Origin of the sequence: Geobacillus sp. PK12 (assembly GCF_004123125.1) — a bacterium.
Taxonomy (GTDB): Bacteria; Bacillota; Bacilli; order Bacillales; family Anoxybacillaceae; genus Geobacillus; species Geobacillus zalihae.
On sequence record NZ_SDKL01000060.1, the window covers coordinates 76,339 to 99,239 of the forward strand.

A 22,901-nucleotide genomic window follows, 5' to 3' on the forward strand; every position below is an offset into this window, starting at 1 on the left:
TAGAGGTGTTGGGCATTGCCGCGGAAAAAGTCTGCGCCAGATTTTTTGCTCATGATTTTGACGTTTTCGCTCTTGGCCATCGGACTTATTATGGTGTACAGCGCGAGCGCCATTTGGGCGGAATACAAATTCAACGATTCGTTTTTCTTCGCCAAGCGCCAGCTATTGTTTGCGGGCGTCGGCATTATCGCTATGTTTTTTGTCATGAACATCGATTATTGGGTGTGGCGCGACTGGTCGAAAGTGTTGCTTGGCGTCTGTTTTGTGCTGCTCGTTCTTGTGCTCATTCCCGGCATCGGCATGGTTCGCAACGGGTCGCGCAGCTGGATCGGCGTCGGGGCGTTTTCGATCCAGCCGTCCGAGTTTATGAAGCTGGCGATGATCGCGTTTTTAGCCAAATATTTATCGGAAAACCAAAAAAAAATTACGTCATTTAAACAAGGACTGTTGCCGGCGCTTTTGCTTGTGTTTGCCGCGTTCGGCATGATTATGCTGCAGCCGGACTTAGGAACGGGCACCGTTATGGTTGGTACGTGCGTGACGATGATTTTCGTCGCCGGCGCCCGTCTCAGCCATTTTGCCGGGCTTGGCGTTTTGGGGCTCGCTGGGCTTGCCGCCCTCATCCTGTCGGCTCCATATCGAATCAAGCGGATTACATCGTTTTTAAACCCATGGGAAGATCCACTTGGAAGCGGATTTCAAATCATCCAGTCGCTGTACGCCATTGGGCCGGGCGGCTTGTTCGGCCTTGGGCTCGGGCAGAGCCGACAAAAGTTTTTTTACTTGCCGGAGCCGCAAACCGACTTTATTTTCGCCATTTTAGCTGAAGAGCTCGGCTTTATCGGTGGTTCACTCGTTCTCCTGCTCTTTGCCCTTCTTCTTTGGCGCGGCGTGCGCATTGCCCTTGGCGCCCCTGACTTGTACGGAAGTTTTTTGGCGCTTGGCATTATTTCGATGATCGCGATTCAAGTGATGATCAATATCGGCGTTGTGACGGGACTGATGCCCGTTACCGGCATCACGCTCCCGTTTTTAAGCTACGGCGGATCGTCGCTGACGTTGATGCTGATGGCCATCGGCGTGCTGCTTAATATCAGCAGGCATGCCCGGTATTAGGCAAGCGGCGGATGTCCGCCGTTTTTTTGGCGTCTCTCGAACGCAGCCCATCGTCGAACGGTGCCGGCAAATGCGATAAAAACAGGCTCTCTCTTGCATTCATTTGTGATATAATGAAAATAAGTGCAAAAACAAAGAAACGGCAGCGGATGCCGTTTGTTTTTATACCGGTCGTTTCAGCGCGGGCGTTGAAGAAGAAAGCGGGGAATGCGATGGAAAAGGGAAAAGTCGTCGTCTTGGAGGACCGCGTGCCGAAACTGAAGGAGCGGCGCCGCCAGAAAGCGAACCGCCGGCTCATTGCGTACTTATCTTTCTTTTTTCTATTTATTTTGTGCGTCCTTTACTTCCAGTCGCCGCTTGGCGCTGTCGGGCATGTGGAAGTGAGCGGCAACCGTCATCTCACAGCGGAGCGCATCATCAGCTTAAGCGGCATTACGAAGCGGACAAGCTTTTGGAAAGTGAATGAACAAAACGTGGAAGAAAAGCTCACTCGCCATCCAGAAATTAAGGAGGCAACAGTGGAAAAACAGCTGCCGAACACGATCGCCATCCACGTCCGCGAATGGCGGCGAATCGCTTATGTGTATGACCGGCAAACGTTTTTTCCATTGCTTGAAAACGGGCGGCTGTTAAAGCAAGAAGGGACGAAGACGGCGCCAAGCGATGCGCCGGTGCTTGTCGGCTGGAAAGACGGCGACGCCATTGCTGAAATGACGGGGCAGCTCGCCGAACTGCCCGCGGCCGTGCTGGGCGCCATGTCGGAAATTCACTACAAGCCGACGAGGGAATATGAAGACCGCGTCATCGTCTACATGAATGACGGTTATGAAGTAAGCGCGACAATCCGGCAATTTGCGGACAAGCTGTCGCATTATCCGGCGATTGCCGCCGCGCTTGACCGAAACGTCAAAGGAGTCATTCATTTGGAAGTCGGCAGCTATTTTGTTCCTTACTCCCCCCCGAAAAAGGAGGATGGCGATGAAACGACAAGCCCGTAGCCGCCTCCTGCTGACGTTGATCTGCTTGATCTTCGGCGCCATGCTCGGGTTCTCGTACCAACATGCGAAAAACGAAGCATCCCGCCGCGAATGGAGCGACAGCGAGTGGAAAAAAGAGTACGAATATCGCTCGGCGCTTCTTGCTTTGCAAAAAGAAAACCGGTCGCTCAAGCAGCAGCTTGTCAAAAAGCAGGAGGAGCTGGCTGCGTGGGAGAAGAAGCTGGCCGAGGAGCAGGAGAACGAGGCCGGATTGGCAAAAGAAGCGGAACAGCTGCGCATGCATGTCGGAAAAGCGAGGGTGAAAGGGAAAGGTGTAGCAGTCACCCTTTCCGATTCCTCTTATATCCCCTCTGAAGCGAGCGCTACCAATTATATCGTTCACGAACAGCACGTATGGAAAGTTGTTCACGAGTTGCTCATTTCCGGCGCCGAAGCGGTCGCGATTAATGGGCAGCGCATTTCCCACCGTTCATACATCGTCTGCAACGGCCCAGTCATTGAGGTCGATGGAACGCAGCATGCCGCTCCGTTTGTCATTTCGGCCATTGGCAATCCGGACGTGCTCATGTCCGCTCTAGAGCTTCCCGGCGGCATCGTTGACGAACTTGTCGAAGACCATATCGACGTAAAAGTGGAAAAGCAAGGAGCGATCGTGTTGGATCCGGTGTTTGCGCCCGAGCCGTAAAACGGGCGGAAAGGGGCGGTGAAGCGCATTGGAACGGAAAAATCGATTCTATTTTGCCGGCGTAGCTGCCATATTCGGTGTGATGCTGGCCGTCGGGCTTCGGACGACGCTGCATCCGGAAGGACGCGACACGCGCGACATTTGGGAGTTGCGCGCCGATTTGACAAAAGAGCAGAAGCTTGAACAACGGCTGCTTGAGGAGCTAGAGAGTTACGAGGAAACATTGCGCCGCTACCGGCGGGAACACGAAGCGGGCGGCGCGACAGAGCTTGAAGCGACAGTCGCGAAGCTGAGGGAAGAAGCCGGGCTGACAGAAGTGAGAGGAAGCGGTCTCGTGTTGACGATCGCGCCGCTTTCGGCGGCCGGCTACGTTGGTCCGGCCGTTGCCGCCGTATCGCCCGAGCTATTGCAACGGTTAGTGAATGAGTTGAACAAATACGGGGCGAAAGAAATCGCCATCGACGGTGAACGACTGACGAACCGGACGGCCATTCGCGATGTCAATGGCGCAACGAAAGTCGGGAGCCGCTCAGTGAGGCTGCCAGTCGAAGTGAGAGCAATCGCCGATGATGCGGACAAGCTGTACAGCGGGCTCGCCGTTTCGCCGATCCGCGATGATTTCGCCGTGGAAAACTTGGAGCTGTCCATATCCAAGCCCCAGCCGCTCGTTGTCATTCCGCCCGCGGCTAGCCGCCCTGATGTGAAATACATGGAGACAGAAAACGGCGGCAAGGAGGAGAAATAGCATGTGGCTTCCGCTTCTCGGATTGCTTCTTGGGTTTGCCATCGGCGTTCTCGCCGGCTGGGAAGTTCCCGATGAATATTCCCATTATTTGTCGATTGCCATTTTGGCCGCCTTTGATACATTAATCGGAGGATGGCGCGCCCACCTGCAGCGGACGTACGACGAAACCGTATTTATAACCGGGTTTTTTTTCAACATTGTTCTGGCCGCAACTTTAACTTTTCTTGGGGTGCATCTTGGTGTAGACTTGTATTTAGCGGCTGTGTTCGCCTTCGGCGTCCGCTTGTTTCAAAACATTGCCATCATCCGCCGCCTTTGGCTTGCTGAGTGGGCCAAGCGGCGGTACAATCGCGAAAAAAGTTAGGAAAAAGACAGGGAAAGTGTTTTCGCGTGTTGAATTATATAGGGTAAAACAAAATATCGTGTTGTTGCGAAACTCGCAAACTAGACATAGACCAATAGACAAAGAGATGGGAAATTTCAGCCGAAAAAGGAGGTGTCGCTGCTTACTGAAACGCCGGCCGGCACCGGCGCGTTTTTAGTAGGCAGATGCCAAAAAATGAGCAGCAATGAGATCGTCGTTAGCCTGGATGTCGGAACATCGAGCGTGAAAGTCATCATCGGGGAAATGCTAGGCAGCTCCATCAATATTATCGGGGTGGGCAATGTCAAAGCGGAAGGGCTCAAAAAAGGGGCGATTGTTGATATAGATAAAACGGTGCAGTCGATCAGACGGGCCGTCGAGCAAGCGGAGCGGATGGTCGGTTTATCGATCCGCCGTGTGATCGTCGGGGTGGCCGGCAGCCATATTCAGCTCCATGACTGCCACGGCATTGTCGCCGTCGCGAGCGAAAACCGGGAAATCAGCGATGAAGATGTCGCCCGCGTCATCGATGCCGCGCAAGTTGTCTCTATTCCTCCCGATCGGGAAATCATCGGCGTCGTTCCGCGCCAGTTTATCGTCGACGGGTTGGACGGCATTCATGATCCGCGCGGCATGCTCGGCGTCCGCTTGGAAATGGAAGGCACTATGGTGACTGGTGCGAAGACGGTATTACATAATCTTCTTCGCTGTGTGGAGCGGGCAGGCTTGGAAATCAGCGATATTTGTCTTCAGCCGCTGGCGGCCGGTTCGCTCGTGCTGTCCGATGACGAACGGCATTTGGGGGCGGCGCTCGTTGACCTGGGAGGCGGCTCGACAACGGTCGCTGTCTTTGAGCAAGGGACGTTGCAAGCTGTCTCTTCGCTGCCGGTCGGCGGGGAGCACATTACGAAAGACTTGGCCATCGGATTGCGGACGACAACGGACGATGCCGAAAAAATCAAACTGAAGCACGGACATGCATTTTACGACTACGCTTCGGAGGAAGAAGTGTTCAGCGTGCCGATCATGGGCACCGATCAACACCAGCAGTTCAGCCAGCTGGAGATCGCCGATATTATTGAGGCAAGACTGGAAGAAATTTTGCAAATGGTTCAGCAGGAAGTGCGTCGTCTCGGGTTTCGCGATCTCCCCGGCGGCTATGTGCTGACCGGCGGCGTCGCCAATATGCCAGGGTTGCTTGAGCTGGCCCACGTCGTTTTAGGGACGAGCGTCCGCATTGCCATGCCGGATTATATCGGTGTGCGCGACCCGCAGTATACGATCGGCGTTGGCTTGCTCAAGTTCGCCTACCGGCAGGCGCAGCTGCAAGGGAAAACGGTCCCGGCTGCCGCTGCGGTGGAGCCGGTCGAGCGCTCCTCGCCAAAACAGCAGTCGAAACCGAAAAAGAAAGAAGACCATTTTGGGAAGAAGGTCAAGAGATTTTTTGGTTCTTTCTTTGAATAGAGATTGAAATTTTAGGAGGATTTGGCCATGTTGGAGTTTGAGACAACAGTCGATCAGTTGGCAACGATCAAGGTGATTGGAGTCGGGGGCGGCGGCAACAACGCCGTCAATCGGATGATTGAGCATGGGGTGCAAGGTGTAGAGTTTATTGCGGTCAATACGGATGCACAGGCGCTCAACTTGTCGAAGGCGCCGATCAAGCTGCAAATCGGGGCGAAGCTGACACGCGGCTTGGGCGCGGGGGCGAACCCAGAAGTTGGAAAAAAAGCAGCTGAGGAGAGCAAAGAGCAAATTGAAGAAGCGCTTCGCGGCGCCGATATGGTGTTTGTCACCGCTGGCATGGGCGGCGGCACGGGAACTGGGGCGGCGCCTGTCATCGCCCAAATTGCGCGCGAGTTAGGGGCGCTTACGGTCGGCGTTGTTACACGCCCGTTTACGTTTGAGGGGCGGAAGCGGGCGACGCAGGCCGCAAGCGGCATCGCCGCCATGAAAGAGGCGGTCGATACGCTCATCGTCATTCCGAACGACCGGTTGCTTGAGATTGTCGACAAAAATACGCCGATGCTTGAGGCGTTCCGCGAAGCGGACAATGTGCTGCGCCAAGGGGTGCAAGGCATTTCCGATTTGATCGCCGTGCCGGGGTTGATCAACCTTGACTTCGCTGATGTGAAGACGATCATGTCGAATAAAGGTTCGGCATTGATGGGGATTGGCATCGCCAGCGGCGAAAACCGAGCGGCTGAGGCAGCAAAAAAAGCCATTTCCAGCCCGCTGTTGGAGACGTCGATCGACGGCGCGCAAGGGGTGCTCATGAACATCACCGGCGGCATGAACTTAAGTTTGTACGAAGTGCAGGAGGCTGCCGATATCGTCGCTTCGGCGGCCGACCAAGAAGTGAACATGATCTTCGGCTCCGTTATTAATGAGGACTTAAAGGACGAGATCGTCGTGACGGTCATTGCGACCGGATTCAACGAAAACGTCGCTTCGCAGCCGCGGCCGCCGCGCATTGGCATCGGCACTGTGCCGAAAGCGGCGCCGGCGTCAAAGCGGGAAAAGCGCGAAGAGCCGATACAAGACTATGCGGCGCTCCGCTCGGGGCAAGCAGAAGATCCGCTTGACATTCCCGCTTTCTTGCGCAACCGCAACCGCCGCCGCTAGATGGCGAAACGAGGGTGTCCCAAAAGCAACGGGACACCCTTTCTTCATCACAAGATGCATGCACGAACGTGCACGAAGCACTTCGGTGAAACATATATTGTATCTCTCTTAAAGAAAGACGATCTTTTGAGACAGCCTCGCTTTTCCGATTAGGACCAAAAACTTCTCGCGTTGGCCGCCCGCTCTCTCGCAACGAAAGGGCGAAAAAGAGAAGGCGGGTTAGGCTTTCGTGCCGGCCGATTTGATCCGCCGTGGTTCCCCCTGTTTTGACAAAACATCCCCTTTTTCACCGCCACCGATTGACAGACTTTCCCCGAAGAGATGCTATATACTTGTTTCAGATAAAGCCGATGTGGGCGGGGGGAGGGGCTTGACGGTTGGTTGTCTATCTCGATGTCATTTGGCTGTTGAACGTCTGTTTTGACGCGTTGCTTCTTTGGCTGACGGCGCTCATGCTCAAGCGGCCGATCGTCTGGTGGCGCCTGTTGGCCGGGGCGTTGATCGGTTCGCTGCTCGTTGTGCTGCTGTTTACCCCGTTTTCCGCCATCGCCCAGCACCCGTTGATAAAAGCAGCCGTTTCCGTGTTGATCGTGTGGGCCGCCTTCGGCTTTAAGCGCCCGCGCTATTTGCTTGAAAATATGCTGGCGTTTTACTTTGCTACGTTCGCTGTCGGCGGCGGCATGCTGGCGGTTCATTATGTTTTCGCGCACCAACTGTCCGTCCGCCAAGGAATGCTTCTCATGCATCATCCCGGAGCGGGCGATCCGGTCAGTTGGCTGTTTGTTGTCATCGGGTTTCCGGTTTTATGGCTTTTTTCTCGCCGAAGGGTGGAGGCGATTCGCGAAAAAAAACTGCGGTTTGAATATATCATTGAGGTCAAGATCGTATGGGACGGGCGGTCGCTTATGCTGCGCGGCTTGATTGACAGCGGCAACCAGCTCGTCGATCCGTTGACAAAAACGCCGGTGATGGTAGTCGAACAGGAAAAAGCAAAGGCCGTGCTTCCTGAGGAGCTACTGGGTTGTCTCAGCTCTCCCATGATGCTGGCTTCCCCGCCGGAGCGGTGGGTCCATCGCCTCCGTCTCATTCCGTACCGTGCGGTCGGCAGCGGTCCACAAATGATGGCGGCGGTTAAGCCAGACCGCATTATGCTGCGGTACGAAAACGAATGGTTGGAAGTAGCGCAAGGGCTTGTGGCGCTAAGCGCTGATCCGCTGTCGACGGATGGGGAGTACGACTGCATCGTCCATCCGAAAATGGTGCAGGCGGGAAGAAAGCTGACCGCTTCGTAGGTTTTGTTAGTATATCATACTCGCTTTTGATCCGTTTAGAAGGGGGATTTTCATGAAAAAGTGGAAACTTCGTTTCATGTACTGGCTGTATAAGTTTTTGGCCAAGCTCGGCTTGAAGGCGGATGAAATTTATTATATCGGAGGCAGCGAAGCCCTCCCGCCGCCGCTGACAAAAGAAGAAGAGGAGCAGCTGATCGCCAGGCTCGCCGCCGGCGATGACACGGCGAGATCGCTTTTGATCGAACGCAATTTGCGTCTTGTCGTCTACATTGCGCGCAAGTTTGAAAACACCGGCATTCACATTGAAGATTTGATCAGCATTGGAACGATCGGCCTCATTAAGGCGGTCAACACGTTCAACCCAGAGAAGAAGATCAAGCTGGCGACATACGCGTCGCGCTGCATTGAAAACGAAATTTTAATGTATTTGCGCCGCAACAACAAAGTGCGGGCGGAAGTGTCGTTTGATGAACCGCTCAATATCGACTGGGATGGCAACGAGCTGTTGCTTTCCGACGTATTGGGAACGGAAGACGACGTGATTACGAAAGATTTGGAAGCGGATGTCGACCGGCGCTTGCTCTTAAACGCCTTGCGCCAGCTGAGCGACCGCGAGAAGCAAATTATGGAATTGCGTTTTGGCCTCTCCGGCGGCGAAGAAAAGACGCAAAAAGACGTCGCTGATTTGCTCGGCATTTCGCAATCGTACATATCGCGGCTCGAGAAGCGGATCATTAAACGGTTGCGCAAAGAATTCAATAAAATGATGTAGCGGGCGGCGGGAGCGAAATTCCGCCGCTTTTTCCGCGTCGGACAGGCTGTGCATATTTTTCCCTTCCAAGGAGATACTGAAAACTGACGACTTAGCATCTCCTGATGGGAGGGAACAACTTGACGAGGAACAAAGTCGAGATTTGCGGCGTAGACACTTCGAAGCTTCCCGTCCTCAAAAATGAGGAAATGCGTGAACTGTTTCGACGGATGCATGAGGGGGATTTGGAGGCGAGAGAGAAATTAGTAAACGGCAACTTGCGCCTCGTGTTGAGCGTCATTCAGCGCTTCAACAACCGAGGCGAATTTGTCGATGATTTGTTTCAAGTCGGCTGCATCGGACTTATGAAATCGATTGATAATTTTGACCTCAATCAAAACGTGAAGTTTTCCACTTACGCCGTGCCGATGATCATCGGCGAAATCCGCCGCTATTTGCGCGACAACAACCCGATCCGCGTTTCGCGCTCGCTGCGCGACATCGCCTACAAAGCGTTGCAAGTGCGAGAGCGGCTCATGAGCGAGACGGCGAAAGAACCGTCAACCGAGGAAATTGCCAAAGAACTCGGCGTCGCCCATGAGGAAGTGGTTTTTGCCCTCGATGCCATTCAAGATCCTGTTTCGTTGTTTGAGCCGATTTACAACGACGGCGGCGACCCGATTTATGTGATGGACCAGCTGAGCGATGAGCGCAACCGCGACAGCCAATGGATCGAAGAAATCGCCTTGAAGGAAGGGCTTCGGCGGTTGAATGAGCGGGAAAAAATGATCATCCGCAAACGCTTTTTCCAAGGAAAGACGCAAATGGAAGTGGCCGAGGAAATCGGCATTTCCCAAGCGCAAGTGTCCAGGCTCGAAAAAGCGGCGATCCGGCAAATGAATAAAAACATCCAAGTGTGACAGGCTGCAGGTGCAGCCTTTTTCTTTGGCACATAACTGCTCATTCGGCGTCATATAGATGAAAAAGAGGGAGAGGAAAGGCGGGGAGAAAAATCGTGATGAGAATTTCCGAATTTCAGACGAAAGATGTCGTCAATGTAGCCAATGGGAAGAAGCTTGGCAATATTGGGGACATTGATATTGATTTAGATACTGGAAAAATCCGCTCACTCATTATTTTAGGCGCCGGAAAGATGCTCGGGCTGTTCGGCCGCGAAGAGGCGGTCGTCATTCCATGGCAGAACATCGTCAAAATCGGAGCCGATGTGATTTTAGTCCGCCTTCATGATACGGATTGAATCCCGAGGATGGCCTAGGGTTGACAGCAATGTTTCGACAAAATCGCAAATAAAGGTTATCATGGACAAACAAACTATGATAAAATAGGAAAAAAAGTGATAAAAAACTACAAAAAGCAGCGTGAGGGTTGACGTGAATGCCGGACATTTTTCAACAAGAAGCCCGCGGCTGGCTCCGTTGCGGGGCGCCTCCGTTTGCTGGAGCCGTCGCTGGATTGACGACGAAACATGGCGGGGAGAGCAAAGGGCCGTTCGCTTCGCTGAATATGGGGCTGCACGTCGGCGACGATCGCACGGTTGTTGTCGCCAACCGCGGGCGTTTGGCGCAATGGCTCTCATTCCCGCTTGAGCGATGGGTATGTTGTGAACAAGTGCATGGCGCCGACATTCGGAAGGTGACGAAAAACGAACGGGGGAACGGAGCGCAAGATTTCGCCACGGCGGTTCCAGGGGTCGACGGGTTGTATACAGACGAAGCGGAGGTGTTGCTCGCGCTTTGTTTTGCCGATTGTGTGCCCATTTATTTTGTGGCGCCATCTGCTGGGTTAGTCGGCCTTGCTCATGCCGGGTGGCGGGGAACGGCGGGCGGCATCGCTGGTCACATGGTGCGGCTTTGGCAAACGCGCGAACACATCGCGCCGAGCGACATCTATGTTGCCATCGGACCTGCCATCGGTCCGTGCTGTTATACGGTTGACGACCGTGTCGTGGACAGTCTGCGCCCGACGCTTCCTCCGGAAAGCCCGTTGCCATGGCGGGAAACAAGCCCAGGGCAATATGCGCTCGACTTAAAGGAAGCCAATCGGCTTCAGTTGATCGCGGCTGGCGTTCCGAACAGCCATATTTATGTGTCGGAACGCTGTACAAGCTGTGAGGAAGCGTTGTTTTTTTCCCACCGCCGCGACCGCGGAACGACTGGAAGGATGTTGGCGTTTATCGGCCGAAGGGAGGAGACGGCATGACGGTGCGCGACAACTTGGCGGCCATTCGCCGAGAAATCGAGGCGGCCTGCGCTCGCGTCGGCCGCGATCCGGCCGGCGTGCGCATCGTGGCGGTCACTAAATATGTCGATGCCGAGCGGGCGATGGAGGTGCTTGACGCCGGCATTGCCGACCTCGGCGAAAACCGCTCCGACCAATTGATTGAAAAGCATGCACGGATCGGAAATCAAGCGACGTGGCATTTCATTGGGACGCTTCAGTCGCGCAAAGTCAAAGACATTATTGATAAAGTCGATTACATTCATTCACTCGACCGCTTGTCGCTCGCGAAAGAAATTGAAAAACGGGCGGTGCGGCCAGTAAAATGTTTTGTGCAAGTGAACGTGTCGGGGGAAGTGACCAAACACGGGCTCGCCCCCGAAGAAACGATTCCGTTTATTGAACAACTTCGCGCCTTTTCGCGCATCGAAGTCGTCGGATTGATGACGATGGCGCCGCACACGGACGACGAAGCGGTATTGCGCGCTTGCTTTCGCCAATTGCGGATGCTGAAGGAACGCGTTCAGGCGTTGGGAATGGCCCATGCCCCATGCACCGAACTGTCAATGGGCATGTCAAACGATTACACGATCGCCATCGAGGAAGGAGCGACGTTTGTGCGCATAGGCAGCGCGCTTGTTGGATCATTGTAGGAGGTGAAACCGGATGGGATTGATGAAAAAATTCCGTGATTATTTTTTAGAAGAAGACTACGAAGACTATGAAGAAGAATATGAGGCGCCACAGCCGGAAGAAGAGGCGCTGCCGAAGACGGCAGGCAAGGCGAACGTCGTCAGCCTGCAAAGCGTGCAAAAATCGGCGAAAGTCGTGCTTGCTGAGCCGAGGGTGTATGCGGAGGCGCAGGAGATCGCCGACCATTTGAAAAGCCGGCGCGCGGTCATCGTCAACTTGCAGCGCATCCAGCATGAGCAGGCGAAGCGGATCGTCGACTTTTTAAGCGGCACGGTGTACGCCATTGGCGGCGACATTCAGCAAGTCGGCACAAAAATTTTTTTATGCACCCCGGAAAACGTCGACGTCAGCGGCTCGATTTCGCTCGACGGCGAGGATGACAGACCGATGAAGAGGTGGTAGCCGTTGGATTATGTACTCACGTTTTTGACGACAGTGATTCAAGTGTACTCGTATGCGCTGATCATTTATATTTTAATGTCGTGGTTTCCCAATGCGCGCGAAACGCGGTTCGGACAGATGCTCGCCGCCATTTGCGAGCCGTATTTGGAGCCGTTTCGGCGCGTCATTCCGCCGCTTGGCATCATTGACGTCTCCCCAATCGTCGCGCTTATCGTTCTTGAATTCGCGACGAGAGGGCTTCACGCCCTGTTCGACATTCTTCAGTCGCAGTTTTAGGCTTCGTTTTGCGCGCACGGCGCCGCCGCTCTCCGTCTGGCAGGCAAAAAGGCGGAAGGGCGGAACTCGCAGAGAGGAATCCGTTGTGGGTTTCTTTCTTCCATGAAAGCAAGGTGACGTCGAGTGGAGCTGTATCAGCATTTTCGCAAAGAGGAACATCCGTTCATTGATCAAGTGCTCGAGTGGAAGGAGATGGTGAGCCGTCAGTACGCTCCGAAGCTGACCGATTTTCTCGATCCGCGTGAGCAGCAAATCGTGCAAAGCATCACGGGCGGCGATGGAGACGTGCGCGTGTTTTTTTTCGGAGGCGCCCCGTTTGTCGAGCGGAAGCGGGCGTTTCTCGCTCCGCCGTATATCGACCCTGAGGAAGAGGATTATGGCATTGTGCTGTTTGCCGTCCGCTATCCGGCGAAATTCGTTTCCCTTGAACATCGCGACGTGTTGGGGGCGCTGATGTCGCTTGGCTTGCGGCGCGGCAAGTTTGGCGATATTCTCGTTCGGGATGGGGAAATTCAGTTTTTTGTTGCTGCTGAGGTCGCCGACTACGTCCGCTTGCATGTCGAAACGATCGGCAAAGCTCCGGTTGCGCTTGAGCCGCTTCCGTTGTCGGCAGCCATGCCGCTTGCCGAAACGTGGGAGGAAGGAACGGTCACGGTGTCTTCTCTAAGGCTCGATGCTGTGCTCGCTCAGGCGTTTCGCCTTGCGCGCGAGAAAGCGCGTGCGCTTGTTGAAAGCGGGCTCGTCAAAGTGAACTGGAAGGTGGTGGACAAGCCGGATTTCCTCTGCGGACCGGGCGATGTCCTGTCGGCGCGCGGTTTTGGCCGCTGCAAGCTGTTTTCGGTGGAAGGGCCGACGAAAAAAGAGCGCTGGCTCGTTCAGATCGGCCGACAAAAATAAGCAAATGACGGCAGGAAATCGGCAAACCGTGTCGAATGAAAGTGAAGAAAAGGAATGATGGAGACGGAGGTGGCCGTTGTGCCGTTGACGCCATTGGATATTCACAACAAGGAATTCAGCCGCGGGTTTCGCGGGTACGATGAAGACGAAGTGAACGAGTTCCTCGATCAAGTCATTAAAGACTATGAAATGCTCATCCGTGAAAAAAAGCAGCTGGAAGAGAAAGTGGCCGAACTGACGGAAAAGCTGAACTACTTTGCGAACATTGAGGAGACGCTCAACAAGTCGATTCTTGTTGCTCAAGAAGCAGCGGAAGAAGTGAAGCGGAATGCGCAAAAAGAGGCGAAGCTGATCATTAAAGAGGCGGAAAAAAACGCCGAGCGCATCATCAGCGATGCATTGGCGAAATCGCGGAAAATCGCCCTCGAGATCGAGGAGCTGAAGCGGCAGTCGAAAGTGTTCCGCGCCCGTTTCCGCATGCTTGTCGAGGCCCAGCTTGATATGATCAACAGCCGCGATTGGGACGAGTTGATGGAGTATGAGGCGCCGGATTTGGAAGAAGGGGCGAGAGAACCGCTGTCACAGCCTTGACGAACCGAAGACGTTTCGGTTATAATAATTGGCAAAAATCGCCGCATCAGCCGCCGTGGGAGGCGGTTGGCTTTTTTCAGGATGAATAGCGAAATAGCCATCGACGATGAAAGGGACAGTAGCTCTTGTACGACCGGTCGCAGCGAGCCGGGGATGGTGGAAGCCTGGCATCGGCGCAAGAGTGAACATCACCCTGGAGTTCCATGCCGAACATCAAGTAGGCCATGGCGCGTCATTCCCGTTACGAATGAAAAGTGGGCTGTGCGTCGTTTGCATGGCCAAGAAGGGTGGTACCGCGAGACCGTTCTCGTCCCTTGCCGGGGGAGAACGGTTTTTTATTTGGAATCTATCGTTCGAAGGAGGAGCAAGGATGGATTACAAAGAGACGCTGCTTATGCCGCAAACCGAGTTCCCGATGCGCGGCAACTTGCCGAAGCGGGAGCCGGAGATGCAAAAAAAATGGGAGGAAATGGACATTTACCGGAAAGTGCAGGAGCGGACGAAAGGACGGCCGCTGTTTGTCCTGCATGACGGCCCGCCGTATGCCAACGGCGACATTCATATGGGCCATGCGCTGAACAAAATTTTAAAAGATATCATCGTCCGCTACAAATCGATGAACGGCTATTGCGCGCCGTACGTGCCGGGCTGGGATACGCACGGACTGCCGATCGAAACGGCGCTCGCGAAGCAAGGCGTCGACCGCAAATCGATGAGCGTCGCCGAGTTCCGCAAGCGGTGCGAGCAATACGCGTATGAACAAATCGACAACCAGCGCCGGCAGTTCAAGCGGCTCGGTGTGCGCGGCGACTGGGACAACCCGTACATTACGCTCAAACCGGAGTACGAAGCCCAGCAAATTAAAGTATTTGGCGAAATGGCGAAAAAAGGGCTCATCTACAAAGGGTTGAAGCCGGTCTATTGGTCCCCGTCAAGCGAATCGGCGCTCGCCGAAGCGGAAATCGAATATAAAGACAAGCGTTCGCCGTCGATTTATGTCGCCTTCCCGGTGAAAGAAGGCAAAGGCGTGCTTGAGGGCGATGAGCGAATCGTCATTTGGACGACGACGCCGTGGACGATTCCGGCGAACTTGGCGATCGCGGTTCATCCGGATTTGGATTACCATGTTGTCGATGTCAGCGGAAAACGGTATGTCGTCGCTGCCGCTTTGGCGGAATCGGTGGCGAAAGAAATCGGTTGGGACGCATGGTCGGTCGTCAAAACGGTCAAAGGAAAAGAGCTTGAATACGTCGTGGCGAGACATCCGTTTTATGAGCGCGACTCGCTTGTTGTGTGCGGCGAACACGTCACGACCGACGCCGGCACGGGCTGTGTCCATACGGCGCCGGGCCACGGGGAAGACGACTTTCTCGTTGGGCAAAAATACGGACTTCCGGTCCTTTGTCCGGTTGATGAACGCGGCTACATGACCGAGGAAGCGCCGGGATTTGCCGGGATGTTTTACGAAGACGCCAACAAGGCGATTACACAGAAGCTTGAGGAAGTCGGCGCTTTGTTGAAGCTTGGGTTTATCACCCACTCGTATCCGCACGACTGGCGGACAAAGCAGCCGACGATTTTCCGGGCGACAACGCAATGGTTTGCATCGATCGATAAAATCCGCAACGAGCTGCTTCAAGCGATTAAGGAAACGAAATGGATTCCGGAGTGGGGGGAAATCCGCATCCACAACATGGTGCGCGACCGCGGCGACTGGTGCATTTCCCGCCAACGCGCCTGGGGGGTGCCGATTCCGGTCTTTTACGGCGAAAACGGTGAACCGATCATCACCGATGAGACGATTGAGCATGTGTCGAACCTGTTCCGCCAATACGGGTCGAACGTCTGGTTTGAACGCGAGGCGAAAGACTTGCTGCCGGAAGGATTCACCCATCCGTCGAGCCCGAACGGCATCTTTACGAAAGAAACGGACATTATGGATGTCTGGTTTGACTCCGGTTCGTCGCACCAAGCCGTGTTGGTCGAACGCGACGATCTCGTGCGTCCGGCTGATTTGTACTTGGAAGGCTCCGACCAATACCGCGGCTGGTTCAACTCATCGCTGTCCACCGCCGTTGCCGTCACCGGCAAAGCGCCGTATAAAGGCGTGTTGAGCCACGGCTTTGTCTTGGACGGCGAAGGGCGGAAAATGAGCAAGTCGCTCGGCAACGTCGTCGTGCCGGCGAAAGTGATGGAACAGTTTGGCGCCGATATTTTGCGCCTTTGGGTCGCTTCGGTCGACTATCAAGCGGACGTGCGCATCTCCGACCATATTTTAAAACAAGTGTCGGAAGTGTACCGGAAAATCCGCAACACGTTCCGGTTTATGCTCGGCAACTTGTTCGATTTCGATCCGAACCAAAACGCCGTGCCGGTTGGGGAGCTTGGCGAAGTCGACCGCTATATGCTGGCGAAGTTGAACAAGCTGATCGCCAAAGTGAAAAAGGCCTATGACAGCTACGATTTCGCCGCGGTTTACCATGAGATGAACCATTTCTGCACCGTCGAGCTGAGCGCGTTTTACTTGGATATGGCGAAAGACATTTTGTACATCGAAGCGGCCGACTCGCGCGCCCGCCGCGCCGTGCAGACGGTGCTCTATGAAACGGTCGTCGCGTTGGCGAAGCTCATCGCGCCGATTTTGCCGCATACCGCCGATGAAGTGTGGGAGCATATCCCGAATCGAAGAGAAAACGTCGAAAGCGTCCAGCTCACCGATATGCCGGAGCCGATCGCGATCGACGGCGAAGAAGCGCTGCTGGCGAAATGGGATGCGTTTATGGACGTGCGCGATGATATTTTCAAAGCGCTCGAGAACGCCCGCAATGAAAAAGTGATCGGCAAATCGCTGACGGCCAGCGTCATCGTCTACCCGAAAGACGAGGTGCGGAAGCTATTGGCGTCGCTTGATGCCGACTTGCGCCAGCTTCTCATCGTTTCCGCCTTTTCGATCGCCGATGAGCCGTATGACGCCGCGCCGGCCGAAGCCGAGCGGCTCGACCACGTGGCCGTCCTCGTCCGCCCGGCGGAAGGCGAGACGTGCGAGCGGTGCTGGACGGTGACGAAAGAAGTCGGCGCCGATCCGTCGCATCCAACGCTTTGTCCGCGCTGCGCGCACATTGTGAACGAACATTATTCCGCGTAACAAAAAGCGGCAAGGCTGCCTTGGGGCGGCCTTGCCGCTTCATTTGTTTGCCATGGCGAATTATGCTACAATGCAAAAAGGATGAATGAGAAGGACAGGGGGACTTGGCACGGTGGCATACTATTGGATTGCAGCGGCGGTCGTCATCCTCGACCAATGGACGAAATGGCTTGTCGTCCGCTATATGCGGCTTGGGGAAAGCATCCCGATCATTGACAATGTGCTTTACATTACGTCGCACCGCAACCGCGGCGCGGCGTGGGGGATGCTCGAAGGGCAGTTTTGGCTCTTTTATTTGATTACAGTCGTTGTTGTGGCAGGTATCATCATCTATATCCGCCGTTTGAACCCTTCCGAGCGTTTGGCGGGCGTAGGGCTTGGGCTGATGCTCGGCGGGGCGGTCGGCAACTTTATCGACCGTGTGTTCCGGAAAGAAGTGGTTGACTTTATCCATACGTATATTGGCACGTACAGTTTTCCGGTGTTCAATGTCGCCGACTCGGCGCTGACCGTCGGCGTCATCTTGCTGTTTGTCCATATGTTTTTTTTCGCGACACCAGAGAAAGGGAATGAGTAGATGGACACGATCACGTTTCACATCGAAGACGAATATGACGGCGAGCGGATCGATAAAGTGATCGCGGCGCTAAATGACGAATGGTCGCGTTCGCAAGTGCAGCAATGGATCAAAAACGGGCTCGTGACGGTCAACGGCCGCACGGTGAAGGCCAATTACAAATGCGAAGCGGGCGACTCGGTCGCCATCTCGCCGCCCGAACCGGAGCCGCTTCATGTGGAACCGGAGCCGATTCCGCTGGACATTTATTATGAGGACGAGGATGTCCTTGTCGTCAACAAACCGCGCGGCATGGTCGTCCACCCGGCGCCCGGGCATATGCGCGGCACGCTTGTGAATGCGCTTCTCGCCCATTGCCGCGACTTGTCCGGGATCAACGGCGTGCTTCGCCCCGGCATCGTCCATCGCATTGACAAAGACACATCAGGACTGTTGATGGTGGCGAAAAACGACGCCGCCCACCGCTCGCTCGTCGAGCAGCTGGTGAACAAAACGGTGACGCGCCGCTACAAGGCGATCGTCCATGGCGTCATTCCGCATGATTACGGCACGATCGACGCTCCTATCGGCCGCGACAAACGCGACCGAAAAAAAATGGCGGTCACCGAAGAAAACGGCAAAGAAGCCGTCACCCATTTCCGCGTGCTCGAGCGGTTTCGCCAGTATACGTATGTCGAATGCCAGCTGGAAACGGGAAGGACGCATCAAATTCGCGTCCATATGAAATATATCGGCTACCCGCTCGCCGGCGACCCGCAATACGGACCGAAAAAAACGCTCGCCATCGACGGCCAGGCGCTGCACGCCGGGGTGCTCGGCTTCCGTCATCCAAGAAGCGGCGAGTATTTGGAATTCGAAGCACCGTTGCCTCCAGAGTTTGCCGAATTGCTCGAATGGCTGCGAAAAAACGATTGACAAACGGACGCAGCCGCTTTACAATGAAAACAAGTGAACAGGAACCTTTAAGTTCAGTCCTGTGAGGCTGAAAAGGGGTCGGAATGACAAAGAAGGGCGATGTATGCCCATCTTGTTTGGCGATAAGCGCGCCATCCCCCGCTTCACAGGCGGGGGATTTTTTTATGAAAACAGGCGGGAACGGCCTGGTTGGCGCGCCGCCTGCGGAAACACGCTGGCCGCGGCGTGCATGCGCTTTTAGGAGGTGGACGGAATGCAAAAGGCGGTCGTGATGGATGAACAGGCGATTCGCCGCGCCTTGACGCGCATCGCCCACGAAATCATCGAGAGGAACAAAGGCATTGAAAATTGCCTATTGGTCGGAATTAAAACGCGCGGCATTTACTTGGCGCGCCGCTTGGCCGAGCGGATCGAACAAATCGAAGGGGCGTCCGTTCCCGTCGGTGAGCTTGACATCACCTTGTACCGCGACGATTTGACCGTGAAGACGGACGACCATGAACCGCTTGTGAAAGGAACGAATGTGCCGTTTCCGGTGACCGAGCGGAATGTCATTTTAGTTGATGACGTGCTCTTCACCGGCCGGACGGTGCGGGCGGCGATGGATGCGGTCATGGATTTGGGCCGCCCGGCGCGCATCCAGCTCGCCGTGCTTGTTGACCGCGGCCACAGGGAACTCCCGATCCGCGCTGATTTCGTCGGCAAAAACGTGCCGACCTCTCGTTCGGAACTGATCGTCGTGGAGCTTTCGGAAGTGGACGGCATCGATCAAGTCTCCATTCATGAAAAATAGCGAAGCACCCTTTTAAGCGCAGTCCCGTGAGGCTGCAAAAGGGGCGGAATCGTTTCGGCTGTTTCTGCACCCTCTTTGTGCCTTCGCGGGCCAAGAGGGTTTTTTTGTGCACACTAGAAGATACATTCGCTTATATTGCGAAAGGAGTGGCGGAAAGTGAACAAACCGATATTGGATATTCAAGACCGCCCGACGGCCGGGCAATGGGTGACGTTAAGCTTGCAGCATTTATTCGCCATGTTCGGGGCGACGATTTTAGTGCCGTACTTAGTCGGGTTGGATCCGTCGATCGCCTTGCTCACAAGCGGGCTCGGAACATTGGCGTTTTTGCTCATTACGAAATGGCAAGTGCCGGCGTATCTTGGCTCGTCGTTCGCCTACATTGCGCCGATCATCGCGGCGAAAACGGCTGGCGGCCCGGGAGCGGCCATGATCGGCAGCTTCCTTGCCGGGCTTGTATACGGCATTGTTGCTCTCATCATTAAAAAAGCGGGCTATCGCTGGGTGATGAAACTGTTGCCGCCCGTTGTCGTCGGTCCGGTCATCATCGTCATCGGTCTCGGCTTAGCGGGCACGGCGGTCGGGATGGCGATGAACGGCCCGGACGGCAACTACAGTCTGCTCCACTTTTCCGTTGCGTTGGTGACGCTCGCCGCCACGATCATTTGCTCGGTGCTGGCGCGCGGCATATTGAGCTTAGTTCCGGTGCTTGTCGGCATTGTCGTCGGCTATGTTTACGCCCTCGCCGTCGGACTGGTCGACTTGTCGAAGGTGGCGACGGCGAAATGGTTTGAGTCGCCGGATTTCCTTCTCCCGTTTGCTGACTATCCGGTGCGCATCACCGCGGAGATTGTGATGCTCATGGTGCCGGTCGCCATCGTCACCTTGTCGGAACATATCGGCCACCAGCTCGTCTTAAGCAAAGTCGTCGGCCGCGACCTCATCCAAAAGCCGGGGTTGCACCGCTCGATTTTAGGTGACGGAACGGCGACGATGATTTCCGCGTTGCTCGGCGGGCCGCCGAAAACGACGTACGGGGAAAACATCGGCGTGCTCGCGATCACGCGTGTCTACAGCGTCTATGTGCTCGCCGGCGCCGCGGTGATCGCCATCGTGTTCGGCTTTGTCGGCAAAGTGACGGCGCTGATCAGCTCCATTCCGACACCGGTCATGGGCGGCGTCTCGATCTTGCTGTTCGGCATCATCGCCTCGTCCGGTTTGCGCATGTTGGTCGACAGCCGCGTTGATTTCGGCGAGACGCGCAACTTAGTCATCGCCTCGGTCATTTTGGTGATCGGCATCGGCGGAGCGGTGCTCAAAATCAGCGAGAGCTTCCAAATCACCGGAATGGCGCTCTCAGCGATTGTCGGCGTCCTGCTCAATTTAGTGCTGCCGGGGCGGCCGCAAGCGGCGGAAAACTTATTTGAAGAAGAAAAAAGCAGCGACCACGTCGCCTAATTCAATAAAAAACACCTTTTAATTGAGTCCCGCGAGGCTTAAAAAGGTGTGAAAAAGAAGGCGCATGGAGGGCCGTCGTCTATCCTCGGCCCCGCTATACGCCGATCATCACACCTTGCCTCGCCGGCAAGGTGTTTTTTGTAAAAAACGAAAAGGAGCGAGACCGATGACCCATCTGCTGACACTGGGAGAATTGCCTTTGACGGAAATCAACCGTTTGCTCGATGAAGCGGAAGCGTTTCGCAACGGGCGTCCGTGGCGTCCGGCGGCGCCGATGTATGTGGCCAACTTGTTTTTCGAACCGAGCACGCGCACGAAATGCAGCTTCGAGATGGCGGAACGAAAGTTAGGGCTTCACGTCATTCCGTTTGACCCCGAACACTCGAGCGTGCAAAAAGGGGAAACGCTGTACGACACGGTCAAGACGCTTGAGGCGATCGGTGTTGACGCTGTTGTCATCCGCCATCACGAAGATGCCTATTTCGAGGCGCTCCGCCATTCGGTCGGCGTTTCGATCATTAACGCCGGTGACGGCTGCGGGCACCATCCGACCCAATCGCTCCTCGATCTGCTCACGATTCGCCAAGAGTTCGGTGCGTTTGCCGGGCTGACGGTCGCGATCATCGGCGACATCCGCCACAGCCGCGTTGCCCGCTCGAATGCGGAAGTGTTGACAAGGCTGGGGGCAAACGTCCTGTTTTCCGGACCGGAAGAGTGGAAAGATGAAACGAATCCGCACGGGACGTACGTCGACATCGATGAGGCCATCGCCTGCGCCGATGTCGTGATGCTTTTGCGCATCCAGCACGAGCGCCATGGGGAAACAATGGGGCTGACGAAAGAGGAGTACCATGCGCGGTACGGGCTGACGCTTGAGCGGGCGCGGCGGATGAAATCGGGCGCCATCATCTTGCACCCGGCGCCGGTCAACCGCGGGGTCGAAATCGCGAGCGAGCTGGTCGAAGCGAAACCGTCGCGCATTTTCAAACAAATGGAAAACGGCGTCTACGTGCGGATGGCGGTCTTAAAACGGGCGATAGAAGGGAGAATCGAACATGGCCGTATGGTTGAAACATGGCATGTCGTTCAATAAAGAAGGGAAGCTCGTGCCAACCGATGTGAAAATCGAGGGCGGACGCATCGCCGCCATCGGCCGGGAGCTGCCGGTCGACGGGGAAGGGAACGTGGTGGACGTTCAAGGAAAGCTGATCGCCCCCGGTTTGATTGACGTGCACGTCCATTTGCGCGAGCCGGGCGGCGAAGCGAAAGAAACGATTGAAACAGGCACGCTCGCCGCGGCCAAAGGCGGCTTTACGACGGTGGCGGCCATGCCGAACACGAATCCGGTGCCGGATCGGAAAGAACAGATGGAGTGGCTTTCGCGCCGCATCCGCGAGACGGCGCACGTCCATGTGCTGCCGTATGCGGCGATTACGATCGGGCAAAAAGGGGAAGAGCTGACCGATTTTGCGGCGTTAAAAGAAGCGGGGGCGTTCGCCTTTACCGATGACGGCGTCGGCGTCCAGTCGGCCGGGATGATGTTCGAAGCGATGAAACGGGCCGCGGCCCTCGATATGGCGATCGTCGCTCACTGCGAAGACGATACATTGAAAAACGGCGGCGCGGTGCATGACGGCGATTTCGCCCGCCGATATGGGCTTGCTGGCATCCCGTCCGTCTGCGAGGCGGTGCACATCGCCCGCGATGTGCTGCTTGCTGAAGCAGCCGGATGCCATTATCACGTCTGCCATATCAGCACGAAAGAATCGGTGCGCGTCGTCCGCGATGCGAAGCGGGCCGGCATCCGCGTCACCGCCGAAGTGACGCCGCACCATCTGCTTTTGTGCGATGAGGACATTCCGGGGCTGGATGCGAATTACAAAATGAATCCGCCGCTGCGCAGCCGCGCGGACCGCGAGGCATTGATCGAGGGCCTGCTCGATGGGACGATCGATTTGATCGCCACCGACCACGCACCGCATACGGCGGCGGAAAAAGCAAAAGGGATCGAGGCGGCGCCGTTTGGCATCGTCGGACTCGAGACGGCGTTCCCGCTTCTGTACACCCATTTGGTCAAAAAGAACGTGTTTACGCTAAAGCAGCTTGTCGACTGGCTGACGGTGAAACCGGCGCAATGCTTCGGCCTAAACGCGGGCCGGCTTGCCGTCGGGGCGCCGGCGGACATTGCGGTCATCGATTTGGAAACAGAAGAAGCGATTGATCCCGAGACGTTTGCCTCAAAAGGAAAAAATACGCCGTTTGCTGGCTGGGTGTGCCAAGGCTGGCCGGTGATGACGTTTGTCGGCGGAACACTCGTATGGGAGAAAGGAAGGGCGTAAC

At 55.5% G+C, this 22,901-nt stretch carries 24 protein-coding genes and 1 other annotated feature; all 24 genes read left to right on the forward strand.

Annotated features, from left to right (window positions below; genetic code table 11):
• The first annotated feature begins 15 nt into the window (after positions 1–15).
• The 24 genes from spoVE to ETR37_RS16375 all read left to right on the forward strand — a co-directional run bounded on the left by spoVE (position 16) and on the right by ETR37_RS16375 (position 22,900).
• Positions 16–1,116 (forward strand): stage V sporulation protein E, encoded by a 1,101-nt coding sequence (gene spoVE / locus ETR37_RS16260; protein ID WP_060787945.1) that lies wholly within the window; start codon positions 16–18, stop codon positions 1,114–1,116.
• Between the two features lie 212 nt (positions 1,117–1,328).
• Positions 1,329–2,114 carry a cell division protein DivIB gene (divIB, locus tag ETR37_RS16265; RefSeq protein WP_031205774.1) on the forward strand — a complete coding sequence of 262 codons (786 nt, stop codon included), beginning with the start codon at positions 1,329–1,331 and terminating at the stop codon, positions 2,112–2,114.
• Positions 2,095–2,799, forward strand: a complete 705-nt coding sequence (locus ETR37_RS16270; RefSeq protein ID WP_011230621.1) for a DUF881 domain-containing protein — start codon at positions 2,095–2,097, stop codon at positions 2,797–2,799. The genes divIB and ETR37_RS16270 overlap by 20 nt, the downstream gene beginning before the upstream one ends.
• Before the next feature lie 28 nt (positions 2,800–2,827).
• Positions 2,828–3,544 (forward strand): DUF881 domain-containing protein, encoded by a 717-nt coding sequence (locus ETR37_RS16275; protein ID WP_015374360.1) that lies wholly within the window; start codon positions 2,828–2,830, stop codon positions 3,542–3,544.
• Between the two features lies 1 nt (position 3,545).
• A complete protein-coding gene (locus ETR37_RS16280) occupies positions 3,546–3,908 on the forward strand; it encodes a small basic family protein (RefSeq protein WP_020756483.1) in 363 nt (120 codons plus the stop codon).
• 195 nt (positions 3,909–4,103) lie between these two features.
• Complete coding sequence (ftsA, locus tag ETR37_RS16285) at positions 4,104–5,372, forward strand: cell division protein FtsA (RefSeq protein WP_033006544.1); 1,269 nt, start codon at positions 4,104–4,106, stop codon at positions 5,370–5,372.
• Positions 5,373–5,399: 27 nt separating this feature from the next.
• Complete coding sequence (ftsZ, locus tag ETR37_RS16290) at positions 5,400–6,533, forward strand: cell division protein FtsZ (RefSeq protein WP_015374363.1); 1,134 nt, start codon at positions 5,400–5,402, stop codon at positions 6,531–6,533.
• A gap of 377 nt (positions 6,534–6,910) precedes the next feature.
• Positions 6,911–7,825 (forward strand): sigma-E processing peptidase SpoIIGA, encoded by a 915-nt coding sequence (gene spoIIGA / locus ETR37_RS16295; RefSeq protein ID WP_129447513.1) that lies wholly within the window; start codon positions 6,911–6,913, stop codon positions 7,823–7,825.
• A gap of 52 nt (positions 7,826–7,877) precedes the next feature.
• On the forward strand, positions 7,878–8,597 hold the full coding sequence (gene sigE, locus ETR37_RS16300; RefSeq protein ID WP_013145838.1) for an RNA polymerase sporulation sigma factor SigE: 720 nt from the start codon (positions 7,878–7,880) through the stop codon (positions 8,595–8,597).
• A 119-nt stretch (positions 8,598–8,716) separates the two neighbouring features.
• Positions 8,717–9,496, forward strand: a complete 780-nt coding sequence (gene sigG / locus ETR37_RS16305) for an RNA polymerase sporulation sigma factor SigG (protein ID WP_011230628.1) — start codon at positions 8,717–8,719, stop codon at positions 9,494–9,496.
• 95 nt (positions 9,497–9,591) lie between these two features.
• Entirely contained in the window at positions 9,592–9,834 is a 243-nt protein-coding gene (locus ETR37_RS16310; protein ID WP_013145837.1) for a YlmC/YmxH family sporulation protein, read from the forward strand.
• Positions 9,835–9,971: 137 nt separating this feature from the next.
• On the forward strand, positions 9,972–10,796 hold the full coding sequence (pgeF, locus tag ETR37_RS16315; protein ID WP_011230630.1) for a peptidoglycan editing factor PgeF: 825 nt from the start codon (positions 9,972–9,974) through the stop codon (positions 10,794–10,796).
• Entirely contained in the window at positions 10,793–11,467 is a 675-nt protein-coding gene (locus ETR37_RS16320; protein WP_015374366.1) for a YggS family pyridoxal phosphate-dependent enzyme, read from the forward strand. The genes pgeF and ETR37_RS16320 overlap by 4 nt, the downstream gene beginning before the upstream one ends.
• A gap of 13 nt (positions 11,468–11,480) precedes the next feature.
• Entirely contained in the window at positions 11,481–11,909 is a 429-nt protein-coding gene (locus tag ETR37_RS16325) for a cell division protein SepF (RefSeq protein WP_011230632.1), read from the forward strand.
• Positions 11,910–11,912: 3 nt separating this feature from the next.
• Positions 11,913–12,185, forward strand: coding sequence for a YggT family protein (locus ETR37_RS16330; protein ID WP_020755723.1), 273 nt, complete (start codon positions 11,913–11,915; stop codon positions 12,183–12,185).
• 123 nt (positions 12,186–12,308) lie between these two features.
• Positions 12,309–13,082, forward strand: a complete 774-nt coding sequence (locus ETR37_RS16335) for a YlmH family RNA-binding protein (protein ID WP_013145833.1) — start codon at positions 12,309–12,311, stop codon at positions 13,080–13,082.
• Positions 13,083–13,160: 78 nt separating this feature from the next.
• A complete protein-coding gene (locus tag ETR37_RS16340; RefSeq protein WP_011230635.1) occupies positions 13,161–13,673 on the forward strand; it encodes a DivIVA domain-containing protein in 513 nt (170 codons plus the stop codon).
• Between the two features lie 97 nt (positions 13,674–13,770).
• Positions 13,771–13,991 (forward strand) — a binding site (T-box leader).
• Between the two features lie 52 nt (positions 13,992–14,043).
• A complete protein-coding gene (ileS, locus tag ETR37_RS16345; RefSeq protein ID WP_129447514.1) occupies positions 14,044–16,818 on the forward strand; it encodes an isoleucine--tRNA ligase in 2,775 nt (924 codons plus the stop codon).
• A gap of 85 nt (positions 16,819–16,903) precedes the next feature.
• The gene (gene lspA / locus ETR37_RS16350) at positions 16,904–17,395 is read left to right on the forward strand and encodes a signal peptidase II (RefSeq protein WP_020755729.1); all 492 of its coding nucleotides are present in this window, start codon (positions 16,904–16,906) and stop codon (positions 17,393–17,395) included.
• On the forward strand, positions 17,396–18,310 hold the full coding sequence (locus ETR37_RS16355; protein WP_060787843.1) for an RluA family pseudouridine synthase: 915 nt from the start codon (positions 17,396–17,398) through the stop codon (positions 18,308–18,310). It begins immediately after the preceding gene.
• Between the two features lie 253 nt (positions 18,311–18,563).
• The gene (gene pyrR / locus ETR37_RS16360; RefSeq protein ID WP_129447515.1) at positions 18,564–19,103 is read left to right on the forward strand and encodes a bifunctional pyr operon transcriptional regulator/uracil phosphoribosyltransferase PyrR; all 540 of its coding nucleotides are present in this window, start codon (positions 18,564–18,566) and stop codon (positions 19,101–19,103) included.
• Positions 19,104–19,259: 156 nt separating this feature from the next.
• Positions 19,260–20,561: a solute carrier family 23 protein gene (locus ETR37_RS16365; protein ID WP_060475730.1), complete on the forward strand. Its 1,302-nt coding sequence runs from the start codon at positions 19,260–19,262 to the stop codon at positions 20,559–20,561.
• Positions 20,562–20,727: 166 nt separating this feature from the next.
• Entirely contained in the window at positions 20,728–21,654 is a 927-nt protein-coding gene (locus ETR37_RS16370; protein ID WP_129447516.1) for an aspartate carbamoyltransferase catalytic subunit, read from the forward strand.
• On the forward strand, positions 21,617–22,900 hold the full coding sequence (locus ETR37_RS16375) for a dihydroorotase (protein WP_081133243.1): 1,284 nt from the start codon (positions 21,617–21,619) through the stop codon (positions 22,898–22,900). Before ETR37_RS16370 ends, ETR37_RS16375 begins: the two co-directional genes overlap by 38 nt.
• The last annotated feature ends 1 nt before the right edge of the window (position 22,901 follow it).

Coding starts and splice junctions, on each gene's coding strand:
- divIB (WP_031205774.1), top strand. CDS start 1,329: ATGGAAAAGGGAAAAGTCGTCGTCTTGGAGGACCGCGTGCCGAAACTG.
- lspA (WP_020755729.1), top strand. CDS start 16,904: ATGAGAAGGACAGGGGGACTTGGCACGGTGGCATACTATTGGATTGCA.
- ftsZ (WP_015374363.1), top strand. CDS start 5,400: ATGTTGGAGTTTGAGACAACAGTCGATCAGTTGGCAACGATCAAGGTG.
- ETR37_RS16325 (WP_011230632.1), top strand. CDS start 11,481: ATGGGATTGATGAAAAAATTCCGTGATTATTTTTTAGAAGAAGACTAC.
- ileS (WP_129447514.1), top strand. CDS start 14,044: ATGGATTACAAAGAGACGCTGCTTATGCCGCAAACCGAGTTCCCGATG.
- sigE (WP_013145838.1), top strand. CDS start 7,878: ATGAAAAAGTGGAAACTTCGTTTCATGTACTGGCTGTATAAGTTTTTG.
- ETR37_RS16320 (WP_015374366.1), top strand. CDS start 10,793: ATGACGGTGCGCGACAACTTGGCGGCCATTCGCCGAGAAATCGAGGCG.
- ETR37_RS16375 (WP_081133243.1), top strand. CDS start 21,617: ATGGCCGTATGGTTGAAACATGGCATGTCGTTCAATAAAGAAGGGAAG.
- ETR37_RS16280 (WP_020756483.1), top strand. CDS start 3,546: ATGTGGCTTCCGCTTCTCGGATTGCTTCTTGGGTTTGCCATCGGCGTT.
- ETR37_RS16355 (WP_060787843.1), top strand. CDS start 17,396: ATGGACACGATCACGTTTCACATCGAAGACGAATATGACGGCGAGCGG.
- ETR37_RS16370 (WP_129447516.1), top strand. CDS start 20,728: ATGACCCATCTGCTGACACTGGGAGAATTGCCTTTGACGGAAATCAAC.
- pgeF (WP_011230630.1), top strand. CDS start 9,972: ATGCCGGACATTTTTCAACAAGAAGCCCGCGGCTGGCTCCGTTGCGGG.
- ftsA (WP_033006544.1), top strand. CDS start 4,104: ATGAGCAGCAATGAGATCGTCGTTAGCCTGGATGTCGGAACATCGAGC.
- pyrR (WP_129447515.1), top strand. CDS start 18,564: ATGCAAAAGGCGGTCGTGATGGATGAACAGGCGATTCGCCGCGCCTTG.
- ETR37_RS16270 (WP_011230621.1), top strand. CDS start 2,095: ATGAAACGACAAGCCCGTAGCCGCCTCCTGCTGACGTTGATCTGCTTG.